This window comes from Brevibacterium sp. LE-L (assembly GCF_050214925.1).
Classification (GTDB): Bacteria; Actinomycetota; Actinomycetes; order Actinomycetales; family Brevibacteriaceae; genus Brevibacterium.
Genome location: NZ_CP189759.1, coordinates 401326 through 426942, shown reverse-complemented (window position 1 = coordinate 426942; position 25617 = coordinate 401326). Strand labels below are relative to the sequence as shown.

Annotated in this window: 23 protein-coding genes; 5 read left to right on the top strand and 18 right to left on the bottom strand. The window is 65.8% G+C overall.

All coding sequences use genetic code 11. The features are described 5' to 3' along the window. Positions 1–338: 338 nt before the first annotated feature. The 4 genes from ACQE2J_RS01875 to ACQE2J_RS01860 all read left to right on the top strand — a co-directional run bounded on the left by ACQE2J_RS01875 (position 339) and on the right by ACQE2J_RS01860 (position 4252). Positions 339–1748: a quaternary amine ABC transporter ATP-binding protein gene (locus ACQE2J_RS01875; protein ID WP_135541601.1), complete on the top strand. Its 1410-nt coding sequence runs from the start codon at positions 339–341 to the stop codon at positions 1746–1748. Positions 1749–1756: 8 nt separating this feature from the next. Next, positions 1757–2614 carry an ABC transporter permease gene (locus tag ACQE2J_RS01870; RefSeq protein WP_205683379.1) on the top strand — a complete coding sequence of 286 codons (858 nt, stop codon included), beginning with the start codon at positions 1757–1759 and terminating at the stop codon, positions 2612–2614. Positions 2615–2652: 38 nt separating this feature from the next. Continuing rightward, positions 2653–3654: a glycine betaine ABC transporter substrate-binding protein gene (locus ACQE2J_RS01865; RefSeq protein WP_135541605.1), complete on the top strand. Its 1002-nt coding sequence runs from the start codon at positions 2653–2655 to the stop codon at positions 3652–3654. 94 nt (positions 3655–3748) lie between these two features. Continuing rightward, positions 3749–4252 (top strand): methylated-DNA--[protein]-cysteine S-methyltransferase, encoded by a 504-nt coding sequence (locus tag ACQE2J_RS01860; protein WP_135541607.1) that lies wholly within the window; start codon positions 3749–3751, stop codon positions 4250–4252. A gap of 26 nt (positions 4253–4278) precedes the next feature. On the opposite strand, the gene ACQE2J_RS01855 is transcribed toward ACQE2J_RS01860, so the two are convergent. The 4 genes from ACQE2J_RS01855 to ACQE2J_RS01840 all read right to left on the bottom strand — a co-directional run bounded on the left by ACQE2J_RS01855 (position 4279) and on the right by ACQE2J_RS01840 (position 8044). Beyond that, the gene (locus ACQE2J_RS01855) at positions 4279–5601 is read right to left on the bottom strand and encodes a Dyp-type peroxidase (RefSeq protein WP_135541719.1); all 1323 of its coding nucleotides are present in this window, start codon (positions 5599–5601) and stop codon (positions 4279–4281) included. After that, positions 5579–6256 carry a copper chaperone PCu(A)C gene (locus ACQE2J_RS01850; protein WP_135541609.1) on the bottom strand — a complete coding sequence of 226 codons (678 nt, stop codon included), beginning with the start codon at positions 6254–6256 and terminating at the stop codon, positions 5579–5581. The genes ACQE2J_RS01855 and ACQE2J_RS01850 overlap by 23 nt, the downstream gene beginning before the upstream one ends. 307 nt (positions 6257–6563) lie before the next feature. Beyond that, positions 6564–7226, bottom strand: a complete 663-nt coding sequence (locus tag ACQE2J_RS01845) for a hypothetical protein (RefSeq protein ID WP_135541611.1) — start codon at positions 7224–7226, stop codon at positions 6564–6566. 221 nt (positions 7227–7447) lie between these two features. Next, positions 7448–8044 (bottom strand): hypothetical protein, encoded by a 597-nt coding sequence (locus ACQE2J_RS01840; RefSeq protein ID WP_426936962.1) that lies wholly within the window; start codon positions 8042–8044, stop codon positions 7448–7450. A gap of 314 nt (positions 8045–8358) precedes the next feature. On the opposite strand from ACQE2J_RS01840, the gene ACQE2J_RS01835 reads away from it, so the two are divergent. Further along, positions 8359–10065: a DUF222 domain-containing protein gene (locus tag ACQE2J_RS01835; protein WP_426936961.1), complete on the top strand. Its 1707-nt coding sequence runs from the start codon at positions 8359–8361 to the stop codon at positions 10063–10065. A 160-nt stretch (positions 10066–10225) separates the two neighbouring features. Here ACQE2J_RS01835 and ACQE2J_RS01830 read toward each other — a convergent pair whose 3' ends face one another. The 14 genes from ACQE2J_RS01830 to dcd all read right to left on the bottom strand — a co-directional run bounded on the left by ACQE2J_RS01830 (position 10226) and on the right by dcd (position 25465). Then, positions 10226–11434: an N-acetylglucosamine-6-phosphate deacetylase gene (locus tag ACQE2J_RS01830; protein WP_426936960.1), complete on the bottom strand. Its 1209-nt coding sequence runs from the start codon at positions 11432–11434 to the stop codon at positions 10226–10228. A 28-nt stretch (positions 11435–11462) separates the two neighbouring features. After that, on the bottom strand, positions 11463–13478 hold the full coding sequence (locus ACQE2J_RS01825) for a S9 family peptidase (RefSeq protein WP_426936959.1): 2016 nt from the start codon (positions 13476–13478) through the stop codon (positions 11463–11465). A gap of 68 nt (positions 13479–13546) precedes the next feature. Continuing rightward, entirely contained in the window at positions 13547–14242 is a 696-nt protein-coding gene (locus ACQE2J_RS01820) for a hypothetical protein (RefSeq protein ID WP_425119044.1), read from the bottom strand. After that, positions 14239–15750 carry an ATP-binding protein gene (locus tag ACQE2J_RS01815; protein ID WP_426936958.1) on the bottom strand — a complete coding sequence of 504 codons (1512 nt, stop codon included), beginning with the start codon at positions 15748–15750 and terminating at the stop codon, positions 14239–14241. Before ACQE2J_RS01815 ends, ACQE2J_RS01820 begins: the two co-directional genes overlap by 4 nt. Beyond that, the gene (locus ACQE2J_RS01810) at positions 15747–16499 is read right to left on the bottom strand and encodes a response regulator transcription factor (protein ID WP_135541623.1); all 753 of its coding nucleotides are present in this window, start codon (positions 16497–16499) and stop codon (positions 15747–15749) included. The genes ACQE2J_RS01815 and ACQE2J_RS01810 overlap by 4 nt, the downstream gene beginning before the upstream one ends. Beyond that, entirely contained in the window at positions 16489–16884 is a 396-nt protein-coding gene (gene mnhG / locus ACQE2J_RS01805) for a monovalent cation/H(+) antiporter subunit G (RefSeq protein WP_135541625.1), read from the bottom strand. Before mnhG ends, ACQE2J_RS01810 begins: the two co-directional genes overlap by 11 nt. Continuing rightward, entirely contained in the window at positions 16874–17497 is a 624-nt protein-coding gene (locus ACQE2J_RS01800) for a monovalent cation/H+ antiporter complex subunit F (protein ID WP_135541627.1), read from the bottom strand. The genes mnhG and ACQE2J_RS01800 overlap by 11 nt, the downstream gene beginning before the upstream one ends. Continuing rightward, positions 17494–18084: a Na+/H+ antiporter subunit E gene (locus ACQE2J_RS01795; RefSeq protein ID WP_135541629.1), complete on the bottom strand. Its 591-nt coding sequence runs from the start codon at positions 18082–18084 to the stop codon at positions 17494–17496. Before ACQE2J_RS01795 ends, ACQE2J_RS01800 begins: the two co-directional genes overlap by 4 nt. Further along, entirely contained in the window at positions 18084–19664 is a 1581-nt protein-coding gene (locus tag ACQE2J_RS01790; RefSeq protein ID WP_426936957.1) for a Na+/H+ antiporter subunit D, read from the bottom strand. Before ACQE2J_RS01790 ends, ACQE2J_RS01795 begins: the two co-directional genes overlap by 1 nt. Beyond that, entirely contained in the window at positions 19661–20341 is a 681-nt protein-coding gene (locus tag ACQE2J_RS01785; protein ID WP_240690013.1) for a Na(+)/H(+) antiporter subunit C, read from the bottom strand. Before ACQE2J_RS01785 ends, ACQE2J_RS01790 begins: the two co-directional genes overlap by 4 nt. After that, a complete protein-coding gene (locus ACQE2J_RS01780; protein WP_426936956.1) occupies positions 20338–23382 on the bottom strand; it encodes a Na+/H+ antiporter subunit A in 3045 nt (1014 codons plus the stop codon). Before ACQE2J_RS01780 ends, ACQE2J_RS01785 begins: the two co-directional genes overlap by 4 nt. Positions 23383–23439: 57 nt before the next feature. After that, positions 23440–23676: a hypothetical protein gene (locus ACQE2J_RS01775; RefSeq protein ID WP_426936955.1), complete on the bottom strand. Its 237-nt coding sequence runs from the start codon at positions 23674–23676 to the stop codon at positions 23440–23442. After that, positions 23673–24890, bottom strand: coding sequence for a hypothetical protein (locus ACQE2J_RS01770; protein WP_426936954.1), 1218 nt, complete (start codon positions 24888–24890; stop codon positions 23673–23675). Before ACQE2J_RS01770 ends, ACQE2J_RS01775 begins: the two co-directional genes overlap by 4 nt. Next, complete coding sequence (gene dcd / locus ACQE2J_RS01765; protein WP_135541635.1) at positions 24887–25465, bottom strand: dCTP deaminase; 579 nt, start codon at positions 25463–25465, stop codon at positions 24887–24889. Before dcd ends, ACQE2J_RS01770 begins: the two co-directional genes overlap by 4 nt. Positions 25466–25617 lie beyond the last annotated feature (152 nt).

The window sequence follows — 25617 nt, the reverse complement described above, 5'->3', positions numbered from 1 at the left end:
GGCGAAAGAGCAAGCTCCGTTTCACCATCAAGAAATCACATTCGCCAGCAAATCCATTTAGGTCACAACTACCTGCCTCAACTGCCGATTATAACAATCAAGTAACGTCGCACCCTGCGTTTCCCCAGGTCAGAGCACTAGTCAAGGCCGCCACACCGAGTATTGACAATAAAAGATCTACCGAAATTCCTGAACAAAACTACAATGGTGGATCAGATATCCGTGTGCGGTGAGGCGTGTTCGCAATTGAACCAATCGGATCTGCGAGCACCGAACCGTGCAAACGGGGGTGAAGCCTCTCGTTCTTGCGGAGAGCCAAGAATGCAAGGAGGAAGCACATGAGCGTTGTCGTCAAGGCATCACATGTCTACAAAGTCTTTGGCAAGCGGCCGAATGAAGTGATCAAACGGCTCGAAGAAGGGGCCGACCGGAAGGACCTCACGAAGCTCGGCACGGCTGCCGTCATCGATGCGAGCTTCGAAGTCGAGGAAGGCGAGATCTTCGTCGTCATGGGCCTGTCGGGCTCGGGAAAGTCGACGCTGATCCGTACTCTCAACGGACTCTGGGATACGAGCGGGGGGTCCGTCGAAGTGCTCGGCACGGACATTTCGACGGCGGACTCGTCGACCCTGCGGAAGGTCCGCGGCAAACACGTGTCGATGGTGTTCCAGCACTTCGCTCTGCTGCCGCACCGCACGGTGCGTGAGAACGCAGCCTATTCCCTGGAGATCCAGGGAATGCCGAAGAATCAGCGCCTGGAGAAGGCGGAGGAGTGGCTCAAGGCCGTCGGGCTCGACGGCTGGGGCGACAAATATCCGCAACAGCTCTCCGGCGGAATGCAGCAGCGTGTCGGCCTGGCACGCGCACTCGCTGCGGAGACCGACATCCTGCTCATGGATGAGGCGTTCTCCGCACTCGACCCGCTGATCCGCCGCGAGATGCAGGAACAGCTCGTGGAGCTTCAGTCCAAGCTCAACAAGACCATCATCTTCATCACGCACGACCTCAACGAGGCGATGTTCCTCGGCGATCGCATCGCGGTGATGCGTGACGGACGCATCGTCCAGATCGGCACCTCCGAGGAGATCCTGACTCAGCCCGCCGATGACTACATCGCCGAGTTCGTTCAGGACGTCGACCGCACTCGTGTGCTCACAGCCGCCTCGATCATGCGCGAGACCAAGGCCACGATCAGCATCGAAGCGGGCCCTCGTCTGGCGATGCGCACGCTCGAGGACAGCAACTCCTCGGGCCTGCTCGTCCTCGACGACAATCGCACCGTGCTCGGCATGGTCAGCGACCGCAACGTGGTCAGAGCCGCCCGCGAAGGGCAGCAGACGATCGCCGACATCGTGGAGAAGACAGACCTGTTCACGGTTCGTCCCGAGACTCCGATCTCGGAGCTCTTCGCGCCCAGCTCCGCGGCCAAGGTTCCGTTGACCGTCATCGATGAGAATCAGCGACTGCTCGGCATCGTGCCGCGCGTGGCGCTGCTGAACTCGATGGCCGATCCGGGTCCCGCAACCGGGGAGATCCCGCCTGTGCAGGAAGCCTCGGAACCGGTCGTCGTCTCGCCGAGTGCCGCTGAGTCGGACAGCGAAGACGGCGCCGCTTTCACCGACGAACAGGCGACTCCGACGGAAGTGGCGGACGCTTCGGCTGACGTCGAATCCGCCGCCGGCAGTGCGGATGAGGGAACCGGTGCCGCCACACGAGGCGCCACCGACGCTGAAAGGGGTAAGCACTGATGGACTTCATGAATCCGCGCCTTCCGGTCGGTGACTGGGTCAACGACTTCCTCACCTGGTTCATCGGAGCGTTCCAGTGGCTGCTGGACATCATCAATTTCATTCTCAGCGGCCTCTACGAGGTTCTCTATCTCGTCTTCTCCTCGCCGATCTATCTGGTCATGATCATCATCCTGGCCGCGATCGCGTTCTTCGCCGCGGGGTGGAAGGTCGCTCTATTCACCCTCATCGGGTTCTACTTCGTGCGTGCCCTCGACCAATGGGACAACACGATGTCGACCTTGGCTCTTGTCATCGTGGCAGTGCTCGTCGCGCTCATCATTGCGATCCCACTCGGCATCCTCGCTGCCAAGGTGAGTTGGGTCTCGACTGTCGTCAAACCCGTTCTCGACTTCATGCAGTCGATGCCGGCTCTGGCCTACCTGGTCCCGGCCATCCTCATGTTCAGCATCGGCCAGACGCCGGGTGCAGTGGCGACGATCATCTTCGCTCTGCCTCCAGGAGTGCGACTGACGGAACTCGCGATCCGTCAGGTCAACACCGAAGTCGTCGAGGCCGGTCAGGCCTTCGGGGCCAGCTCGGGTCACATTCTTTCGAAGATCCAGATCCCGCTGGCGATGCCGACCATCATGGCGGGTGTCAACCAGGTCATCATGCTGGCCCTGTCGATGGTCGTCCTCGCCGGTATGGTCGGCGCAGGCGGCCTCGGTGGTGCTGTCGTCGGCGGCATTCAGAACGTCGATGTGCCACTGGCCGTCGAAGCCGGTCTGGCCGTCGTGGTCATCGCAATCTTCCTCGATCGCGTCACAGCTGCTCTGGGCAGGAAGACCCCGATCGAGCGAGCTCGCAAGGCCGCGGCCGCCTAATCTTCAACTAACCGAAACGACTACCAAAGGAGAGTCATATGAAAACGTCAGTTCTGACCAAGTTGGGCGGCATCCTCGCCGCCAGCGCGCTTGTCCTCTCGGCATGCGGCGCGTCCAACTCCGGTGGCGAGCCCGCCGGCGGCGGTGACGATGAGACCAATGCCGGCGGACAGGACTGGTCCTCGTGCAAGCCCGGTGAGGGTTCGAAGGACGTCGCCGACACCGAGGACGACGAGAAGAAGGTCTCTCTCGGCATCTTCAGCGGCTGGGACGAGTCGTACGCCACCATCTACCTCTTGAAGAACATTCTCGAGGAAGACGGCTATGAAGTCGACACCAAGGAGCTCGATGCCGGTCCGATGTTCACCGGTGTGGCCAAGGGCGACATCGACTTCTTCACCGACGGCTGGCTGCCGCTGACTCACGAGAGCTACCTCGAACAGTACGGCGACGATCTCGTCGACCACGGCTGCTGGTACGACAATGCGAAGCTGACCATCGCCGTCAACGAGGATTCCCCGGCCAAGTCCATCGGCGATCTCAAGGACATGGGTGACGAGTACAACAACATCCTGTACGGGATCGACGCCGGTGCCGGTCTGACGAAGACCACGAAGGAGAAGGCGATCCCGGAGTACGGGCTCGACAACCTCGACTTCAAGATCTCTTCGACCCCGGCGATGCTCGCGCAGCTGAAGAAGTCGACCGATGCCGATGAGAACATTGCAGTGACTCTGTGGCGTCCGCACTGGGCCTATGACGCCTTCCCGGTCCGCGACCTCGAAGACCCCAAGGGTGCCATGGGCGATGCCGAGCGCATCTTCAGCTTCTCAGGCAAGGAAGCTGCAGATGAGCATCCTTACGTCTCGCAGCTGCTGCAGAACCTCGTTCTCGACGATGACCACCTGGCCAGCCTCGAGAACCTCATGTTCTCCGATGAGCACTACGGAGGCGACGATCATGAGAAGGCTGTCGCTGAATGGCTGAAGGACAACCCGGACTTCGTCGATCAGTTGAAGAAGGGCGAACTCGCCAAGTGATTGCCTGATGACGTTGGCCCGGTCGAGTCTTCGACCGGGCCTTTGTCATAGGCTGGCTGTGGTCTGAGAGACTCGGCCGACCGGAGGACACCAGATGACGAACAGTTCGGCGATCATCGACACCTTCGTCGGTCCCCTCGCTGTGACCGGCGACGGCCGGTCTGTCGTCGGTCTCGAGTGGCTCACCCGCACCGAGGCGACCGTGCCCACCCCCGAACCCGACGATCGACTCCTCGCCGAGGCGGTCGCCCAGCTGCGTGCGTACTTTCACGGCCGTCGGACCGATTTCGATCTGCCCGTCGACTTCGGTGAGGTCTCCGACGTCGCTCGCACGGTGCTCACAACACTGGCCCAGGACGTGCCGGCGGGGGCCACCGTGACCTACGGGCAGCTCGCCGAGGCCAGTGGGACCGGAATCCCCGCGCGTGCCGTCGGCGGCATCATGGGACTGAATCCGATCCCGATCATCGTGCCCTGCCACCGAGTCGTCGCGGGAAGCGGACTCGGCGGCTATTCGGGCGGACTGCCCGGGCACGAACTCGACACGAAACGTCGCCTGCTCGAATTCGAGGATGCGCTGCCGCAGCCGCTGTTCTGACGCGGACCGCACTCACCGGCTGAGCTTCACCCCTCGAACAGCGACTGCCCGACGTATCCTCCCTCCTCGGCTCCGGGCGGGATCGCCCACACCGTCGACCCGATCGGCGTCGTCCATTCGTTGAGCAGATCCACCTCGGCGAGTCGGCGCTGGATCGGCAGGAACTGACGCTCGATGTCGGCTTGGAAGGACGCGAACAGCAGCCCCGAATCCTCTCCGGCACCGGTTTCGTAGTTGAACGTGCGCCGGTGGATCTGCACTTCGGGTCCCAGCCCGTCACGGGCCCGAGCCACATGCGAGGCCTTCGAGATCTTCGTCAGCCCACGCTTGTCGACGGCGGCGAAGTCCGGAACGTCGAACTCGTCGGTTCCCGACAGCGGGGCCCCGGTGTCCAAGGTCCGTCCCGTCGAGAACTCCCGAGCCGGACGGTCGGCCTTGTCCCACGTGTCGAGGTTCATAGCGATGTCGCGCAGCACCAGCGTCGTGCCTCCACGCAGCCATCCGGGCAGGTGCGCGCCGAGGTCGGCCGGAGGCTCTCCCCGTGCCGAGAACACCGGTTCGGTCGTATCGGTTCCGGCACCCCAGATGATCCGCGCGAAGTCCTCGGACCCCGGGCCGGGGTTCGCCGTGCCGTCGAGCTGACCGAAGAGGTTGCGCTGCGTCGTCCCCTCCCCCGCGCTGCCGTAGGCGCGACGGAACCCGTCCCTCTGCCACGTCACCTCTGCAAACGATCGCGAATCCTTGAACAGCATGCGCCGGGCATGGGCCAAGGTCAGCGGGTCGTCGCCGCAGATCTGCAGGAGCAGGTCACCCTTGCAGCGATTCGGGTCGAGGCGATCGATGCCGAACTTCTCCAAGGGCTTCAGCCAGTCCGGGACGTGCTCCTTGCCCGCCAGCGCGACGAGCCCGGGACCGAACCCGAAGGTCACCGTCAGACGGGCCGGATCGGCAGCCAGTTCGGCTTCGGAATCGGCCAGCGGGGCCGTGCCCTGGGTGAGTGCGGCCGCATCCGCGGTGAGCAGACGCAGCCAGCGGACCGCCTCGGCGGCGGTGATCTCCGGTCGCATCGTGAACGCAAGGAAATGCGCATACGCCTGCGGCGGGGTTTCGATGCCGGATTGGTGAGTGCCGTAGAACGGTTCGACCTGTGCCCCGTTCGCTCCGTCCAGGTCTCGCCGAGGCGATCCTCCGCTGTCGTCGGCCGCCGACGACCCAAGACCGGTCCGGCCGAGCCCGAATCCCGCGGTTGCGCCGAGGAGACCGGCACTGCCGGCGGCGGCCGCCGAGGTGATGAGACCTCGGCGGCTGAACCCGGAGGGAGACTGCTCAGTGGTCACCGTGGTCTCCATGATCGGAGTCCTCGTGGTCTCCGTGGTCGCCGTGGTCGCCGTGGTCTCCGTGGTCGCCGTGGTCTCCATGATCGCCGTGGTCGTCGCCGGATTCGGCGCCCTCGGCTTCCCCGGGGGCGTAGTTCTCCTCGGCCCCGGAGTACTCCTTCGCCACTGCTGTGACCTCAATGCTCTGATGATCGGCGGTGACAAGGTCGAGAGTGATCTCCTCGCCGGGTCGGATCGCCTTCTTCAAGCCCATGATCATGATGTGATCGCCGCCGGGTTCGAGGCTGAGGCTCTCCCCGGCCGGAATGTCGAAGCCGCCTTCCTTCTCCTGCATCGACATTCCGCCGGAGCCGTCCTCAGAGGTTTCGTGGAGTTCGACCATCTTTGCGTCCGGGTACTTCGCCTCGATGAGGTTGATGTCGTGATCGGTGTTGTTGCGGACTTCGCCGAAGACCGCGGTCATTCCGTCCTCAGCGGCCTTGACCCAGGCGTCGTCGAGGCTGAGCGCATCGGCGTCGACCTGCGAGGAGGCGGGGCTGTTCGACGCCGAGTCGCTCGCTTCAGGCTGCGAGGAATCGGCGGCCTGGCTGCCGGACTGGCCGCAGCCGGAGAGGCCGATGACGACGGCGATGGGCAGGGCCATAGCCAGGGTGATGTTCTTTCGCATGATGTCTGCACTTTCGTGTTTCGGTGCAGTCGAATACCGCCGCGTACGGGCCGCTGCGTGCACGGTCCGATCGGGGCACCGCTGACGCGCTCGAGCTCGCGGCTGCACGTCCGATTGAGTGTGCGGCCGCTCGTGCAATCGAGTGCGCTGCTGGTCGTGCAGGTGCGGCGAACCGCGGCAGAATCGGGGCGCATCGGTGCCGGGTTGCGGCAGTTCCGGTTCGCAGCGGTGTTGGTTCGCGGGTGTCTTCGACTGCCACCATTCGGTGGGTTGGTGTGACGGCGGTTTTCGCCGTCGCAGTGAGGTGTCAGACGAGGGCAGGAGGGCCGCGGCGATAGTTCGGTCCGACCACGGCCGAAGCGATCGGCTGCGGCAGCCGGAACGCAACGAGCACGGACCGGTAGGGATGGTCGGCCAGAATGCCGGCCGCCTCGGCGAGGGCCCGCAGTGCACCGGCGACCGGACCCAGAGCCAGCTGCAGAATGGTGAGGACGATGTCCTCACCGTGTTTGAGGATCACGGCGGTGATGAGAACCGCGGCGATGTGGGCAAGGATCATCCCGGGCGAAGTGCCGCCGTGCGCATGAGAAGCGGCCGCGGCGGCCGATCCGAGGTCGAGGGTGCCCGGGGCAGGGACGATGTGTCCCGCATGAGCACTCATCGCGGCTCCGGCGGATCCCTCCCCCGCCGAGGCGGGAGGTGCGCCCGCATGGGCTCCGGAGTGTGCGTTCACCGACCAGCTCATCGTCAGGTGCATGAGCACCTGTCCGAGGCCGAGGAGAGCGGTGAGAGTGAGATACCCGAGGCGTCGGCCGGCGAGGATCATCGCCGCCCAGAGCACCAGGACGAACACGACGCCGGTGCCCAGGAGCGAGGCGCTGCCGCCGGCACCGAGGTGCATGAGCAGGGCCAGCAGGGTCGTGATGAGGGCAGCGAAGAGCGCGCGAACGGACTTCGTCCATCCGGTCATGGCTCCTCCTCTGATGCAGCCCCGAGTTCGCCTCGCTGCACCGACATGCGTGTGCCATCGGTGTCTGGACGAAGGTGGAATTCCCAACCCATTCACACATTCTACTCAAAGTAGAAACGCGCGGGCGGAGGGAGCCCCGAATCGGCGCCACGGCTCTTCTTCGCAGCGCTGTGACCTCGGATGGCGCTTCATCGGCCCCGTGAACATGGGCGCGACGAAAGCTACATCCGCAGCCAGGTGTCGGCGGTCTTCTTGATCATGGCTCCGGCCGACTCGGCGGCATCGGTCCAGGTGACGAGTTCGCCGTGAGGATCGGTGGTGGAATCGGAGAGGACGATGACATCGAAGTTGCACACGAGCGCGGCCATCGCCGAGGCGTACACCGCACCGGGAGCATCGGCATCGGCGGGAGCATCCGCATCGGCATCGGTATCGGCGTTGGCGGGAGCATCCGCATCGGCATCGGTATCGGCGTTGGCGAGAGCATCCGCGGTGGCGTTGGCGCTGGGAGCTTCCGCGGTGTCGTCGGCGCCGGCGATGATGATCCGGTCGATGGCCATATCGTGCAGACCGGCCGCGAGATCGTCGACGCATTCGAAGACATCGGGACCGTTCGAGCGGAGCACGAGATCCTCCTCGCTGGGGACGAAGATGCTCAGCTCCTCGTCCGGAGTGTCGGCGAGGTCCTCCTTCGTGGAGGCGAAGATGAGTACACCGCCCACGGCTCGCGTGCGGGTGACGATGTCGCCGAGGGTCTCCATGGCGTCATCACTGGGATAGCTGGCGTCGTCGGTGTCGATGAGGAGCAGGGCATCCATACCCCCAATCGTGCCACGTCCGGGTGACGCATTCGAAGCCGGGACCGGACGGCCGAGTTCGCGACTGCGGGAGCCGGGACGTGGCGGCAGGGCTTGCGGCGGCGGGTCGGCGGCTCATGGGGCGCTGGCCGTGCCGATCACCACTGACAGCAGACCCAAATACCTGAAACCAACCGAGCCTGTTGTTATCGCCGAACATCTGCGAACATCAGAAGATTGTTCGAAATATTTTTCGATTCTCTATGGCGTTCTCTGAGCGATGAGAGTAAACTGGACTTCAACAACAACGATGTTGGTGAACGGAAATCATCCCCATGACCCTCACTCCCGAACGCAACTCCGATCATTCCGATCGGAATGCCGACAACGCCCCTCAGACCAGCGGTCACCCCCTGCTGGCCGACGAAGAGTGGGCAGATCTCAGTCGCTTCGCTCCGGAAGTCACCTCCGCCATCACCCAGCTGATGAGCCTCAAGGATGAGCTGCGCACCTTCGATCGCCCCATGGGACCGGATCAGGCCATCATGCTCGCCGACGGAGTCGAGGCGATCACACGCATCAATGAAGCGCTGTCGACGCTTGCGCTTTCCGTCTGCGAACGTGTCGGCACCCCCAGTGACTTCGGCGCCAAATCGACGAAATCGCTCATCGAGAATCGGTTCAACCTCACCGGCGCAGAGGCCAATCGCCGGACCGAGATGGCCAAGAACCTCGGCGGACGCGTCGACATGGCCGGACAGGCACTGCCGCCGCTCTACCCTCTCGTCGCGGATGCGCTCCATGCCGGCACCATCTCCGCCGCCCAGGCATCCGTCATCGAAGACTGCATGCGGAAGCTGCCTAACTGGGTCAGCCAAGAGATCCGCACCGATGTCGAGTCGCGCCTGGTCCGCAACGCGCCCAAGGTCCGCCTCAAGGACCTGCGGGAGATCTTCGGCAAGCTCATGGGATACATCGACCCGGACGGCGAGGAACCGAAAGACTCGACTGACCGCGCTGCGTACTGCATGTCGATGCGCGCCAAGGCCAATGGCGACTGGGAGGTGCGGGGACTGCTCGATCCCGTCACCGGCGGCACCCTCAACGGACTGCTGACCTCTCGGATTCAGTCCGCCGGTGAAGGCGACAAGGCTGCCATCGATGCTCCTGACACTGACGGGGCTGACTCGGAGGCCGGTATCGCAGGTGCTTCGTGTGCTGCCGATGGGCATCTGGCATCCGACACCGAAGACTTCGAACCCGAGGGAACAGCTGCTCCGCTTCCCGATGAAGAGCTGCTCGAGATCGTCGACGCGGTGCTCTCCGGCGAACGGTATGACGCCAAGCGCGTACCGGAGCCCAACCTCGCTGCAGTTCGCTCGGCCGGAAATCCGTCCGATACCCCAGGCGTCGGTGTCCGCGAGAACGGCGAGATCGTCGACGTCAGTGCGGAGCAGCCCTCAGCACGGGAATGGATCTATGAACGATTCGCCGGTTTGGTCTCTACGATCGACAAGCAGCGTACGACCGCGGGAGCGCCGTATGCCCTCGTCGTCACCGCCAAGGCGGAGGATCTGGCCAGCGGCAAGGGGCACGGCACCACAGGCGCTGACAACCCCGTGCCAATCAAAGAACTCATGGCTGACGGCCTCAACGGCTCGGTGTTCTTCCATCTCATGAGCGACAAGGCCAAGACCATGCAGGTGGCAACCGAGCAGCGCTTCGCCAATCGGAAACAGCTGTCAGTGATCACCGCTCGCGATCGAGGGTGTACCTTCCCAGGCTGTGACGCCCCTCCCGGTTGGTGCGACGCCAACCATGTGGTGCCCTGGGCACGCGGCGGCAAGACCAAGGTCAACAATCTCGCACTGCTCTGCAGCTATCACCACCACCTGCTCGATCGCTCCGATTGGGACACCTTGATGCTCCTCGACGGACGGCCGGCGTACATTCCGCCCGCCGCAAAAGACCCCTCTCGCACGCCGATCCTCCACGCCCGCTTCATCGCAGACGACATCGTCGACTCTCTGTTCGACGAATAGCTCCCCCAGCTTGCAGGAGACGACTGTGCCCATTTTCCGGGCAGAGCCGAGTACGGCCGTGTTCCCGGCATGGTCTCGCCCAGCCGCCGTCCGAGATCGGTTTGGTCCAGCAGCTGTGCGAGGACGATCGCATCCAGCAGCCATCAGGGCTCAGCCGAGTTCAACCGACCATCCGCGAGCCTCGGATGCTCATGTCGTCATCGAGCAGCAGAAGGTCTGCCGGCATCCCGATCGCCAGCAGGTTGATTGCATCGGCACCGCCCACTGCTCGCAGAGGAACGAGGCTCGCGGCCTGCACAGCGTCGAACGGACTGAGACCCACCTCGGCGACGGCCCGCTGCACGGCCTTGTCCATCGTCAACGTGGACCCTGCGATGGCACCGGGAGAGCCGTCCGAAGTGACCAGGCGAGCTACCGAATCCTTGACCTCGACGGGGAGCGAACCGAGGTGATAATTTCCATCGCGCAGACCGGTTGCCGCCATGGCATCGGTGATGAGCGCGAGGCGCCCGGGCACGAGCTCGTGGAGCATGCGTGCGACCGGAGCCACGACGTGGACGCCGTCATTGATGAGTTCGACGGTGACATGCTCGGCCTCGGCCGCGGCAAGAACCGGCCCCGGAGCACGGTGGTGGATGCCCGGCATCGCATTGAACGCGTGGGTGAGGATGCTCGCCCCGGCGTCGAACGCCGCAGCGGCCAGTTCGAAGTCGGCGGCCGTGTGCCCGATGGCCACACGCACCCCGGCCGCGGTGAACCGGTTGATCGCGTCGAGGGCACCGGGCAGCTCGGGGGCGATGGTGACCTGCGCAAGCGTTCCAGCGGCCGCCTCAAGGAGCGCCTCGACCGCCTCAGGAGTCGGCGACGTGAGCACCTCGGGTGCATGCGCACCCTTGAAATCCGGGGACAGGAAAGGACCTTCGGCATGCAGGCCCGTGACCATGGCCCGATCGCGGACGATCCCCGCCCCGGCGCGCAGAGAGCGGCACAGCCCGTCGATCGTGTCCGAGACGAATGACAGGGCGAGCCTGCCGGTGCCGTGATCACGATGCACGTCGAGGATCGCGTCGATCGCGTCGGCTCCGTCCTCAGCGCCTGCTCCGTCCTCGGCGCTCGCTCCGCCCGCACCGTGGCAGTGGATATCGACGAACGCGGGAGCCACGAATCCGCCGGCCGCGTCGATGACGTCACCGCTGGCCGAGGCGGCCCTGTTCTTCCAGCCGTCCCCGCGGCCCCGTGCGGTGACCGATCCCTGCGCGATCGCGATCCACGTGTCCGCGGTCTCCTCGGCGAACGTCGCCCGATCGCCGTCGAGGATGCACGCATTGTGGATGACCGCCTCGGCGGGGATCTGCTCGGTCTGTGTCATCGAGGTCCTTCCATCGCTCTGCTCTCGCTCACCCCAGGGTGCGGACCCGGTTCGCGTCGATGCCGAGCACATGCGTGTCGAGGAATGCCAGCACCGTGCGGTACCAGACCTCGGCATTGCCGCGGCCGAGGATCCAGTGCCCCTCATCCGGGTAGTACAGGAATCGGTGCTGTGTGTCGCCGTCGGCGTTGAGCGGAGTCTTCGACTGCGTGAGCAGGTCGAGCCACAGCTCCTGTCCCTGCCCGATCGGCACCCGGTAGTCCTTGTCGCCGTGGATGACGAGCATGGGCACTTCGATCTGATCGGCGAAGAGATGCGGGGAGTATTCCGCCGACTGTTCGCGCATCGCCTCATCCCACGAGGAGTTGTCCGTCGTCCGCCCCATCGACGTGGTGTTCCACAGGGAGGCATGGGTGACGATGCACTTGAACGTGCTTCCCGTGTGTCCGGCGACCCAGTTGGCCATGTAGCCGCCGTAGGAACCTCCGGCCAACGCGACATGTTCGGCGTCGATGTCCGCCCGCGCCCCGGCCGTCTCGGTGAGCGTCATGATGTCGGTGAACGGGGTCCCACCCAGCTGCTGCTGACCGCGATCGATCATCGCCTGACCGTACCCGGTCGAGATCGCCGGATCCGGCAGCAGCACCGCATAGCCGGCAGCGGCGAAGGGCGCAGGGTTCCACCGGTATGTCCATGCGTTCCACGACCCCCACGGGCCGCCGTGGGCGAACACGACGAGCGGGTGCGGCCCCTCGCCCTCCGGCAGAACCAGCCACGCGCGGATCGGGGTGCCGTCCTCGGCCGTGGCTTCCACCTCGGTGAGGGTGCCCTCCTCGCCGAGCGCCGTCGCCGGGTTCGCGAGTTCGCTGATGACCCCGGTAGCGAGATCGATCGAGATCGGCATGGGCGCGACATCGATCGCCGAGGCGGTCGCGACCACCGTGTCCCCGCGCAGTGCGAGGCCGGAGAACGAATACTTCTGCTCGACACCGCCGACGAGGCGCCGAGGCTGCGCATCGGCCGGATCGCCGATGAAGACGCTGCCGCGACCGTGATCGTCGGCGGCCGCCGCGATCGTCGAGTCGTCGACCCAGATCGGTGAGAACCAGTAATCGGCGTCCGGCCACACGGGAGCGAGTTCGGCCGTCTCGAGGTCGAGGACCATGAGGTCGACGGCGAGGTTGGCCTGCGGAGTCCAGAACTGCTCGCGGCTGACCAGGGCCTTCGTCCCGTCCGGGCTGATGGCTTCGATGCCGAAGCAGTGATCGGCGGCCGGCTTCGTCAGCCGATGCAGCGCGGGCTCACCCTCCAGGTCGACGCGCCAGATCTCACTGGCTTCGAGCTGGCCGGGGATCGGCCTCTCGAGCTGGACGAGGACGAACCGGGCTTCGTCGTCGACGGCCCAGTCGATGAGGCGGCCGGACGGCAGCGACAGATAGCGGAAGTCCAGGCCGGCCGGGGCGCTGAGCTCATCGGCGACCTCGGGGAAGTCGGCGGCAGCCTCGTCGAGTTTTGCTACCGCCAGGGTCTGCCGGCCCGGTCCCAGATCCTGATTCCACCGGCGGATCGGGAACCCCGTGTGGAGGATGCCGCTGATCTTGGCATCGCTGCGCTCGGCACTGAATTCCTGATGGTCGTTCTCATCGGCGGCCCAGGTGTGGACGGGGAACTCGACGATGAGGGTCTCCCCCTTGATCTCGATCCGGGTGAACCCGCCCTCATGGTCGGCGAGTTTGCGGGCTTCTCCGTTGTCGGGAAGCGCCCACAGGCTCGGGCTCTCGGCGTCCTTGCCGTCCTCGCCCTTGCGTTTGGCGGCGAAGACGATCGTCCCGTTATCGCTCAGAGCGGCCGGGCCGATGGACTGGTCTCCGCGAGTGATGCGGCGGGGCACTTCGCCGCTGATATCGGCGAGGTGGCTGAGGGAGGAGCTGCCCTCGGAGTTGAGGAACGAGTACTGGGCGATGACGCGGCCGCTCTGATTCGTCAGGAGGCCTTGCAGGCGGCGGGCGTCGAGGAGTCGGGTCACTGCGTCGTGGGTCGTCATGGCCTCATCCTAGTTCGCAACTCGGACAAGGGGGCGCTGAAGGGAGAATCGCTTGAGCGCGACCGCCTCTAGCGGAAGGTCGGAGCCGGGACCTTCTGCCCGCCGATCGTCACCGTCGGCAGCATCTTCTTGAAGTCCTCGTCCGCCTTCGCGTGTTCCTTCACAGCGCGCATCTCGATGGAGAGATTCACCAGTCTGCCGTTGATCGTGTATCCCGTCTGCACCCCGTACATGAGTGTGGGCTGGCTGTTGATCGCGAGGATCTCAGACGACCCCAGCTCGCCTTGGAAGCTCCAATACTCGCCGGCGTTGAGGGAACCGGTCGTCTCCGACAGAACCTGGGAGCCCTTGCCGTCGAAGGTGTATTTGCGCTTCGAATCGATGATCGCCTGCGCGCTGCCGCCGAAGTCCTCGGAGCAGTTGATGAGGATGACGTCGGAATCCCGACTGTCGGAACCGCGATGGAACACCCGGAACTTGTCGGTGTCTCCGGCGCCGCCCGTCCAGTCGTCGCCGAGAGCGAAGGAGATGGTCACAGGACAGGAATCGCCGAGCGAGATCGTCTTCTTCGACATCCCCTCGGGGATGCCCGCATCGGTGGGCTTGTCCGTGGGTTCGGGGCCCGGTGTCTTCTGCACGCCCACGCGCACGGGGCCGGCATCCTTGTCCTCGGTGCGGATCTGCAGGACCGAGCAGCCGCTGAGGAGAACGGTCAGCGCGAGCGTCCCGGCTGCCGCGAGGCGCAGCGGTGACACCGAGCTCACGGCTGCTCACCGTTGTCTCGGCGGTACGGCGGCTGCGGTCCGCTGTTCGGCTGCTGGGGCCAGTGGGGTCCACTGTTCGGTTGCTGGGGGCCACTGTTTGCCTGCTGCCCGCTGCTCGACTGTCCGAAATTCTGGGGCCCGCTGTCCGGCTGCTGATACCCGTGCGGTCCGGAGTTCGACTGCCCGAAATTCTGGGGCCCGCCGTTCGGCTGCTGGTACCCGTGCGGCCCGGAATTCGGCTGGCCGAAATTCTGGGGTCCGCTGTCCGGCTGGCCCCCGTGCTGCTGGCCCGGCTGGCTGCCGACGGGCGGTCCGCCCTCAGGAAGATTCTGTGCGCCCGGCCCTGACCGCGGCGGCTTGAACTGGGAATGCTGCCCGGAATCGGGTGGGAATCCACCGGAGACGGACTCTCCGGTCGTGCGGTTGACCAAAGCTCCGTCGACCCGTTCGAGGCGACGCTTCGAAGTCCGCCGCGGGGTGCCGAGGATCCGGCCCTGCAGTTCGGCCTCGTTCGGCTGTCTCGGGGGAAGGAACCCGGGAGACCGCCGCGAATCCGCCTGCTGCATCGGCTGCACCGGGTGCGAACCGGCGGCGACCCGATCCATATGCTCCGACATCTGCGGAACCGTGACGGGCGCGGCATCGGCGAGCACCGGCAGGACGATGCGCACCGAGGTGCCCACACCCTCCTGGCTGAACAGCTGCACGGAACCGCCGTGCCGGGTGACGATGGCCCGGACAAGCGAGAGTCCCATCCCCGAACCGGCGACCGCCCGCACCCGGGAACCGCGGGAGAGTTCGTCCCAGACGGCTTCCTGTTCGGCCAGCGGAATGCCGCTGCCGGTGTCGGCGACCTCGACGACGACCCACCGGTGTCCATCGATGATCTGCTCGTTCGCGCGCAGCTCGACGACCTCGGCCTGCGAAGAGTATTTGAGCGCATTGCCCAACAGGTTGAGGATCGCGGTGAGCAGCAGATCCTCCTCCCCGGCGACATCGGGCAGCCGCCACGGAGCACGGGCGACCGTGGCCACGATCATCCGATCCTCGGCGCCGGGCGCGGTCGAGGCGTCCTCGACCGCCTGATGGATGAGCGCGTCGAGGTCGACGCGGGCATATTCGATGATGCGCGTTTCGACATCGGCGAGTTTGCGCAGGTCAGCGAGCAGTCGGGCGACCCTACGGGAGGACACGTCGACCTGTTTGGCGGCGGGCTCGACCTCGGTGAGGGTGCCTCCGTCGCGGACGACTTCGCGGATGCTCGCCGCGGATGTGCGCAGCGCGGTCAAAGGGTTCTTCAGCTCATGGTCGAGGCGGATGAGCATGCGGTTGCGCTTGGTCATCGAGTCCTCTGCCGCGGCCGTCTCGATGGATTCCCGCAGCTGCGCCTCGCGCCTCTTGAGATACCGCCATCCGAACCAGGCGCCGACAGCCAGCCCCGCGAGCACGAGGACGAGCAGGAGCAGGAACAGCCAGACCTGGATCTCGACGACGAGGAAGTTCGTCATAGACGCCTCTGCCCGTCCTCACCGCGGACCTCACCGACGAAGCGGTATCCGCGCCCCTGGACGGTCGCGATCCACCGCGGTTCGGCAGCGTCTTCGCCGAGGACGCGTCGCAGTTCGGCAACGCGCGAATCGACGGCACGGGTGCCCACGGCCTCTTCGAATCCCCACAGCACCTCGAGCAGGCGGGAGCGTTCGATGAGTTCGTCCTTGTGCACCATGAGGTATTCGAGCAGGGTGAAGCCCTTCGGGGTGATGACGAGTTCGCGCTGTCCCAGCCAGGCACGCCGACCCACCCGGTCCACGCGCAGGCCGAAGCTCGAGACGAGTACCGGTGCGGTGGCCAAGGGCGGCCCGTCATTGCGGGTCCGGCGCAGCACCGCCCGGATGCGGGCGACGAGTTCGTGTGGATCGAAGGGTTTGTTGAGGTAGTCGTCGGCGCCCTCTTCCAGCGCCATCGCCCGTTCCACACCCTCACCGACCTGCGTCAGCAGCAGCACCGGGACCCAGTTCTCCTCCTGCCGCAGGCGTCGGAGCACCTGCCGGCCATCGGCTCCGGGCATGAGCACGTCGAGCACGCAGACATCGGGTTTGTGGCGGTGGATCTCGTCGAGTGCCAGCAGGCCGTCACTGGCCGGCAGGACCCGGAATCCGGAACGCTCGAGGAAGGGCACCACCGCACCGAGCACATCCGGCTCGTCGTCGGCAACCAAGACGAGTGGTTGGGGCTCGGTGTGATTGTCAGCCGTCATGGTGCTCAGTTCCGGTTCCTCTCTGGCGTTCCCAGGCAACTTCTCGGGCCTCGGCACGGTCGACCGCCTCGGCGAGTTCATCTCGATACAGCATAGAACGACGCAGGTGTTTGGTGCGATAGCCGGCGCGGCCGACCATATGGGTGGCGACGGGGATCGTCACGAGCTGGAAGGAGATGACGATCGCCAGCGTCGTCACCGTCGCCCAGGTCGGGAACTGGATGGCGACCGCCACGGCCACGAGCATCAGCCCCAGGACCTGGGGCTTCGCACTCGCGTGCATGCGTGAGAGGAGATCCCCGAACCGCACGAGACCGAGCGCCGCAGCCAGGGACAGCACAGCGCCGAGGAGGATGAGCACGGCCGAGATGATGTCAAGAACCATGGGTGCTCCCTTCGCCGCGGCCGGGGGCAGAATCATTGCGGCCAGGGGCGGAATCGTCTCGGCCAGGGGCAGAATCACCGCGGCCGGTGAACATATGCTCGGCGTCGTCGGGTCCGGGATCGGGTCCGGTGCCCTCACCTTCCCCGCCGGCATCAGCGTGTGCGTCGAAAGTCGGGTCCGAGATCTCGGTGACCTCATCGGAGACCGGGACCGAACCGGGCCCTGGCGCTGCTCTCCGGGCAGCAGCCTCGGCGGAATCGTCGTCCTGGGCATCTTGGGACATGTGCCAATCCGATGCCGAGAAGTCCGACAGCGCTCCCGACTCGGAGCCGGGCGTCATCGAATCGGATTTCGATACGTATCGCGACACGCTCACGGAGCCGACGAAGCCGAGCATCGCGAGCACGATGAGAACGGGCAGCAGATCCGTGCGGTCGGCCAGGGCCATGTACCCGCCGAGTCCGCACATGATCGAGGCGAGCACGACATCGGTGCCGATCATCCGGTCGAGGATCGAGGGGCCGCGGACGATCCGGTAGAGCGCGATGAACACCGAGGCGGCCAACAGCACCGACCCGGCGATGACGAGGAGGTCGAAGACGATCTGACTCATGCGCGTCCTCCCTCGACTTCGCCCAGCGGATCCGGGCGGGCACGCAGCGCCCCGAGGTCGCGGGCCGAACCGAGGGTGCGGATGAGCAGCTCCTCGATGTGGTAGACCTGCGCCTTCGCCTGATGCAGCTTCTCCTCGGAATCGCAGTCGAGGAAGTGCAGGTAGAGGATGCCCATCGCGCGATCACTGTCGATGATGATCGATCCCGGGATGAGGCTGGCGGTGTCGGCGATGAGGGTGAGCACGAGATCGGAGCTCGTGCGCAGATCGCAGGCGATGACCGAACCGGCGCCGACGGCGCGGCGACGGAACGCATACCAGGCGACCTCGATCGAGGCGTGGAGGACCGAGTAGAGGAACCACAGGGCGAACACCGCGCCGTGCCAGACGTTGAACCGACCGGAGAGCACGACGGGCGGGAGGTAGAAGATACGGGTGACGAGGAAGGCGAGGACGATCCCGGAGACCACGGTGAGTACGGTGATCGAATCCCACAGCATCAGCCACAGCAGGACCAGCGAGACGAGCAGCACGAACTGCTGGACGATTCCGCGGCCCCGGCTCATCCGTGCCCGGTTCGGACTCATCAGTCGTCACCTCCGAGCACGTTCGTGACATAGTCGATCGGCGTCTGCAGATTCTCGGCGGCGCGGTTCGCCATGTCCCACAGGGGTTCGGCCGCGACCGTGAGGATGAGGGAGGCGATGACGACCACCGAGGTGGCCACCACCATAGCAGGGGGCACGCCGATCTGAGACTGCCACTTCTTCCCCGCCAGCAGCGTCTTCTTCCGGTCGGCGAATTCCTCGACGAGGTCCTCGTTGGGCTCTTCCACATCGGCCGGATCACGCCAGAACGCGAGGTTGAAGGTACGGCCGATGACGTAGAGCGTGAGCAGGCTCGTCACGGTGCCCGCGACGATGAGGACGGTGGGCAGCCACGCCTGATCGTCGAAACCGGCGAGGAACAGGGCGACCTTGCCGATGAATCCGGAGAACGGAGGAATGCCCGAGAGATTGAGCGCGGGAATGAAGAAGATGATCGTCAGCACCGGCGAGAGCACCATGAGACCACCCAGGGACCGCGTCGAGGTGGACCCGCCGCGCATTTCCACGAGCCCGATCGCCAGGAACAGCGCGGTCTGGACGATGATGTGGTGGACCGTGTAGTAGATCGCCGCGGACAGGCCGACACTGGTACCCAGGGCCACGCCGAAGAGCATGTAGCCGATGTGGGAGACCAAGGTGAAGGACACGATCCTCTTGATCTCCGACTGCGCGATGGCGCCGAGGATGCCCACGAGCATCGTCAGCCCCGCCGCGATGAGCAGCGGCACCCGCAGCGAGGATTCGGCGAAGAGCAGGGTCTCCGTGCGGATGATCGCATAGATGCCGACCTTCGTCAGCAGACCCGCGAACACCGCGGTCACCGGGGCCGGAGCGGTCGGGTAGGAGTCGGGCAGCCAGAAGGACAGCGGGAAGATCGCGGCCTTGATGCCGAAGCCGAGCAGCAGCATCACGTGGAGGATCATCTGCACATCGGCAGGCAGCTCGGAGAGCCTCTGCGACAGCTGCGCCATGTTCACGGTTCCGCACGCTGCGTAGATGATGCCGATCGCGGCGAGGAAGATCACCGAGGAGACGAGCGAGATGATCACATAGGTGACTCCGGCCCGGATGCGCTCGGCCGTGGCTCCGAGGGTGAGCAGCACATAGGAGGCGACGAGGAACATCTCGAAGCCGACGTAGAGGTTGAACAGGTCCCCGGCGAGGAACGAGTTCGCAATGCCCGCGCACAGCACCAGGTAGCTGGGGTTGAACACGGAGATCGGAGTCTCGTTCGAATCGTCGTTGGCGTCCTGGCTCAGCGCGTACACGAGCACGCACAGAGTGACCAGCGAGGACACGATGAGCATGAGAGCGGAGAGCCGGTCGGCCACGAGCACGATGCCCGCCGGCGGCTGCCAACCGCCGATCGCCACGACCTGCGGACCGTGCATGTCGACGCCGAAGAGGATGATCGTGGCGATGACCATGACGGCCACGAGGATCGCGACCGACACGAGGTTCTGCATCCGTGTGTGCTTGGACAGGATGAGGGCGATGCCGGCGCCGAGCAGCGGCAGCAGCACCGGCAGCGGGACGAGGACGGGCAGCAGATCGATCATGGCCGGTCCCCCTTCCCGTGCTCGTCATCCGGCTCCGTGTTCCCGGACTCGTCATCCGGCGCTGTCTCTTCTCGGGCCGCTTCTGCGGCCTCCGCTTCAGCGGCGCTGTGCGCTTGCGTCTGGGACTCCACGACCGCCTCGGCGATGTCATCGGCTTCAGTCGGGGTCTCGGCGTCCTCGATCTCCTCGGCGATCTCCTCCCGCTCTTCGGGAGTGCCGTCGTCGTCGAGGTCGACAGCGCCGACGATCGGGGACTCGGCCTCGTCACCGAACTCGGTGTCGTCGTAGTCCGTGCTCGCCTCCGCTTCGGAGTCGATGACCTTCGTGATCGCGACCTGGAGGTCGGTGTCGTCGTCCTGCAGCGAATCGGCACGCATGAGCCTCCAGGAGCGGTAGATCATCGCCAGCAGGAATGCGGTCACGGCGAAGGTGATGACGATGGCGGTGAGGATGAGCGCCTGCGGCAGCGGATCGGACATGCCCTCGGTCGACAGGTCCTTTCCGTCGGTCAGGGGCGGCGAACCGCGTCCGGCCGTGAGGATGATGAGCAGGTTGACCCCGTTGCCGAGCAGGATGAAACCGAGCAGGACGCGGGTCAGGGAGCGTTCGAGCATGAGGTAGATGCCGGAGGCGAAGAGGACGCCCATGGCCAGGACCATGATGAAGGGCATGCTCATAGGCGGCCTCCTTCCGCACCGTTGTCGACGTCGAGCTCATTGACCCGGTGGATGATCTCGGACACGGCGCGATGTTCGGCGGTCGACCCCATGTTCTCGGAGAAGTTGACGTTGTCGTGGATGCGGTGGGTGAGCATCGCTTCGTCACGTTCCTGGTGCAGGTCGACCTCGGCTCCGAGCGAGCGGAGGATGTCGAGCATGAGGCCGATGACGATGAGGTAGACGCCGATGTCGAAGAACGTCGACGTGCCGAAGGACAGATGACCCAGCAACGGCAGATCGCCTTCGAGGTAGATGGAGTCGAAGACGGTATCGCCCCACACCCAACCGCCGACGACGGTGAGGATCGCGGTGACGAGACCGGTGCCGAGCATTCCCGAGGGAGTGAAGGGGGCCGCCTCGGCGAGTTCGTACTTGCCTCCGGCGAGGTAGCGCACGACGAGAGCGAGACCGGCGACGAGGCCGCCGGCGAAACCGCCGCCGGGTTCGTTATGGCCGGCGAAGAGGAGGTAGACGGAGAAGACGAAGACGGCGTGGAAGATCAGACGCGCGGTGACCTCGAGAATGATCGAGCGGTTGCGCGGAGCCAGGGTGCGGCCGGCGATGAGCCAGGACACGCGTTTCTGGGACAGGTCCTCCCGCCCGGGATGGTGGAGGTCGACGACGTCCTCGGACACGGGTTGGAAGCGGATCCGGCCGGCCGCCTCGGTGCCGTCCTTCTTCCTCTCGAACCGGTGCAGGTGGCCTTCGCGGCCGCGGACGAAGATGAGTCCGGCGACACCGGTTCCCGCCGCCACGAGCACGGAGATCTCACCCATCGTGTCCCAGGCGCGGATGTCGACGAGGGTGACGTTGACGATGTTCTGGCCGTGGCCGAGTTCGTAGGCGAGCTGACCGAAGTCCGTCGAGACCGGGTCGGCCACGCGCACCCCGGCGGCGATGAGGACCACGAGCATCACCGTGATGCCCACGGCACCGCCGATGATCGCCCGCCAGGCGGGAGTGAGACGCCCCGTGGATTCGCCGATCCGGGCCGGCAGACGGCGGAGGACGAGGACGAAGACGACGATCGTGATGGTCTCCACCAGCACCTGGGTCAGGGCCAGGTCGGGGGCGCCGACGAACGCGAAGTACGCGACCATCGCATAGCCGGAGATGCCGGTGACGACGACGGCCGTGAAGCGCTTCTTCGCCCGGGTGGCACCGATCGCGACGACGATGAGGACGGTGGCGACGATGAAGTCGAGAGGGGTGTCGGAGAGGCGGAAGTCGATGTTCCAGGTGTCGTTGGCGATGATGGCCAGGCCCACTCCGGCGACGAGGACGAGGTAGACCACACCCTGGTAGAACGGCAGCGAACCGCGTTGCGTGCGGGCGGTGACCCACAGCGCCAGTGCTTCCATCCAGCTGATGAGCCGCCGGTAGAGCTCGTGGAAATCGATGCCCGAGGGCAGAGTCGACTGCACTCTCGCGAACGGGTGGCGGAGGAAGAACAGGGCCGCGCCGACGGCGACCGTCACGGCGGTGAAGGCGAGCGCCGGTTCGAAGCCGTGCCACAGCGCCAGGTGGTAGTGCCCGTCCTCGGCGGCCACGATCGGCAGCTCGGCGGTCCAGGCGGAGAAGTATCCGTCGAGGAGCCCGGCGCCCGGGCCCAGCGCCAAGGTGAGCGCGGTGAGGATGATCGGGGAGAAGACGAGGCCGAGCTTCTCATCGCGGCGGGCGATGTCGTCGACGCCGGGCTTCGAGGAGAACGCGCCCCAGACGAAGCGGGCGGAATAGGCGACGGTGAGGATCGAGCCGATCATGATGCCGATGAAGCCGATGACCGAGGCCTTGTCCGGTGAGGACAGGAGGGTCGAGTAGGCGGCTTCCTTGGCGGCGAAGCCGAGCAGCGGGGGCAGTCCCGCCATCGAGGCGGCGGCGATCGTCGCGCACACGGCGACGACGGGGAATGCCTTCCAGCCGCCGGAGAGCTTCGTGAGGTCACGGGTGCCGGCACGGTGGTCGATGATGCCGACGCACAGGAACAGGCAGGACTTGAACAGGGCGTGGGCGATGAGCAGCCCGAGTGCCGCCTTCGTGATGTCCGGAGTGCCGAAGGAGGCCATCGTCGTGAGGAAGCCCAGCTGGGAGACCGTGCCGAAGGCCAGCAGCAGTTTGAGGTCGGTCTGCTTCAGCGCCTGCCAGCCGCCGATGAACATCGTCAGCAGGCCCAGGGTGAGCAGCACTTCGGACCAGCCGGGGATGTTGTTGTAGCCGGGGGCCAGGCGCAGCACGAGGTAGATGCCGGCCTTGACCATGGCCGCAGCGTGCAGGTACGCACTGACCGGGGTGGGGGCGGCCATGGCGCCGGGCAGCCAGAAGTGGAAGGGCATGAGCGCGGACTTCGAGATCGCGCCGATGAGGATGAGGATGATCGCGGAGATGATGACTCCGCCGGTGTCCATGCCCAGCTGTGCCCGGTCGATCAGGGTCGAGATCCGGCCGGTGCCGGTGGCGGTGATGAGCAGGACCATGCCCACGAGCATGGCCAGACCGCCGGCGGTGGTGACGATGAGCGCCTGCAGGGCCGCCTGACGCGAGCGGCGCCGGGACTGGCTGTGTCCGATGAGCAGGTAGGAGAAGACCGTGGTGCCTTCCCAGAACAGGTAGAGCATGAGGAGGTCGTCGGCGATGACGAGTCCGTACATCATGCCTGCGAAGGCCATGAAGATGCCGGCGAACCGGGCCAGTCCGGGTTCGTCGGGCGGGAAGTAGCGGGCGCAGTAGACGAAGACGAGCGCCCCGACTCCGGTGACGAGCAGCGTCATGATCCATGAGAGCACGTCGAGGCGGAACACACCTTCGAGCCCGAGCTCCGGGAGCCAGTTCATGCTTTCGACGAGCGGATGGGCGCCGGGGCCGAAGAGGTCGTGAACTTTCGAGAGGCTCAGCACCAGTCCGGCGAAGGGGACGAGCGCGAGGTAGAAGAAGGCGTTGCGGCCGAGGAGACGAACCAGGGGGTAGGCGATGACAGACGCGCCGAAGAAGGCACCTGTCATGGCTATCACCGGCAGCCACCTCCGTCATATGCCTGTTTGTGAGAAAGGTTCGTGAGTTTATTTTTGCACGGACAGACGAAGTTTCCCCAATTGCGTGCACTCGGCCGAACCCGTTTCTCGCCCGCCCTCGCAGTCATCGGCGGGGGCCTGGGCGCAGTCCTCGGGGCAGTCCTCGGCGAGGTCCTTCGCGAGGTCCTCGGGGTAGTCACCGGCGGGGTCCTCGGTCGCATTCCCAGGACGGTCGCAGACGGCGCCGACGGCCCCATCGGGTGCCGTGGCCCCGTCGACGCTCACTCGCGCAGCTGGCGGCTGGTCACGAGGAAACCGTTCTCGTCGACTCCCACCCCATCGCAGCCGACGAGGAGCTCCGCTCCGATCGCGTCGGTCAGTCGGGCCACCTCGGCGCGCATCCTGCGGAATCGACGCCGCGGATTCGGTTGGTAGCGCCGGGACTCGGTGTCCATCCAGTGCACGTGGTATTCGATCTGCGGGGCATCCGTGTGGGCGGCGATGATCGGCGGCACCCACTCGGCCTCCATCACCCGGATCTCGAGGCCGCCGGCGGCCTCATCGATGTCTCCGAGCGGGACGAGCAGGGCGTAGCCGTCGAGGATGACGGGGGCCGAAGGATCGAAGAGCGGGTCGTCGATGTTCGCCTGCGCGAGCACATCCTCGTCGGGGGTGGGCAGCGACTGCTGGAAGGCGTGCGGGGCGTGGCGGCGCACGAACTCCAGGGTCACCTGCGGTTCCAGCCAGTAGGGCGAGTACAGGTAGAGGTCGACCTTCGCCTCGGGGTCGGGGATGATCACTCGCGTCGGCAGTCCGGGCTCGTCGGCCAGGCGGACTCCCGTGTGCAGGCGGGAGGCGATGGCGAGCAGGAGGCTGAGCACCCGCTCCTCCTCCCGGTCGGGCATGCCCTCGGGGAAAGCCGCGTGGAGGCCGTCGGCATCGGCGAACCAGTCCGGTGGCGGAGAGGGCTGACGATCGCGGGGACAGTCGACGACGATCGCGTGGTGGGCCCAGTCGGGGACTTCGAGGGCGGCGGCATCCGCGGGTTCGAGGACCGTGCCGGAGCTGAGCCGTGAATGCCGACTCAGCCTCATCTGTCCGTGTTCGTCGAGCTGCGGGTGCAGGTCCGGCAGCTTGTTGTGGACGAGTGCGAGGACGTCGGAGATCTCGACGGCATCGTCGAGGAGGAGAAGGTGGAAACCCCGCAGATCCGCCGAGGTGGGGGTGTCGACCGGCGCGGATGCTCGGTGATCACCGTACCCGGGGCGACCGGTCGAGGGCATCCCGGTCCGGCGCCGAGCCGGGGCGGAGGCTCCGGGTCCGGGCGCCTCATCCGAGACGGAGGGTGCGGGCGCCGGCGACCCATCTGATCCGGAGCGCGCAGGGCCGGTGTCCCCGGACGCGGCGAGACCGCCCTGGTAGCGCGCGGCGTCGGCACGCTCGCGTTCGGCGCGTTCGGCGGCTTCGCGTTGGCGCCGCAGTTCGCGGCGGGTGATCACATGTCCCTCCGGTAGAAGTTCAGGTGCGAACGGGATGCGGTCGGGCCGCGCTGGCCCTGGTACCGGTTGCCGGTGGCAGCGGAGCCGTAGGGGTTGACGGCAGAGGAGCTGAGGCGGAAGAAGCACAGCTGCCCGATCTTCATGCCCGGCCACAGCGTGATCGGCAGGGTTGCGACATTGGACAGCTCCAGGGTGACGTGACCGCTGAATCCGGGGTCGATGAATCCGGCCGTCGAGTGCGTGAGCAGGCCGAGCCGGCCCAGCGAGGACTTCCCTTCGAGCCGTGCCGCGACATCGTCGGGCAGAGTCACGAGTTCGTGCGTGGAGGCGAGGACGAACTCGCCGGGGTGCAGCACGAAGGGCTCTCCCGGTGCGGCCTCGAGGAAGCGGGTGAGTTCGGGCTGTTCGAGGCTCGGGTCGATGACCGGATATTTGTGGTTGTCGAAGAGCCGGAAGTACCGGTCGAGGCAGACATCGACACTGGCCGGCTGGATCAGCGAAGGGTCGTAGGGGTCGAGGGCGATGCGGCCGGAGTCGAGCTCGGCGCGGATGTCGCGGTCGGAAAGCAGAGTCACGTATCCGATGGTAGTCGTTCCGGCCTCTTCACGCTCGAGATCCGACGGCTCGGCAGCTCAGAATTTCCCTCCGACTCTGCGCGACACGCCGCACCTAGGTCACAAAACGATAACGATTACTCCAATTTATGCTGGTTTTTCCCCGTGTGTCT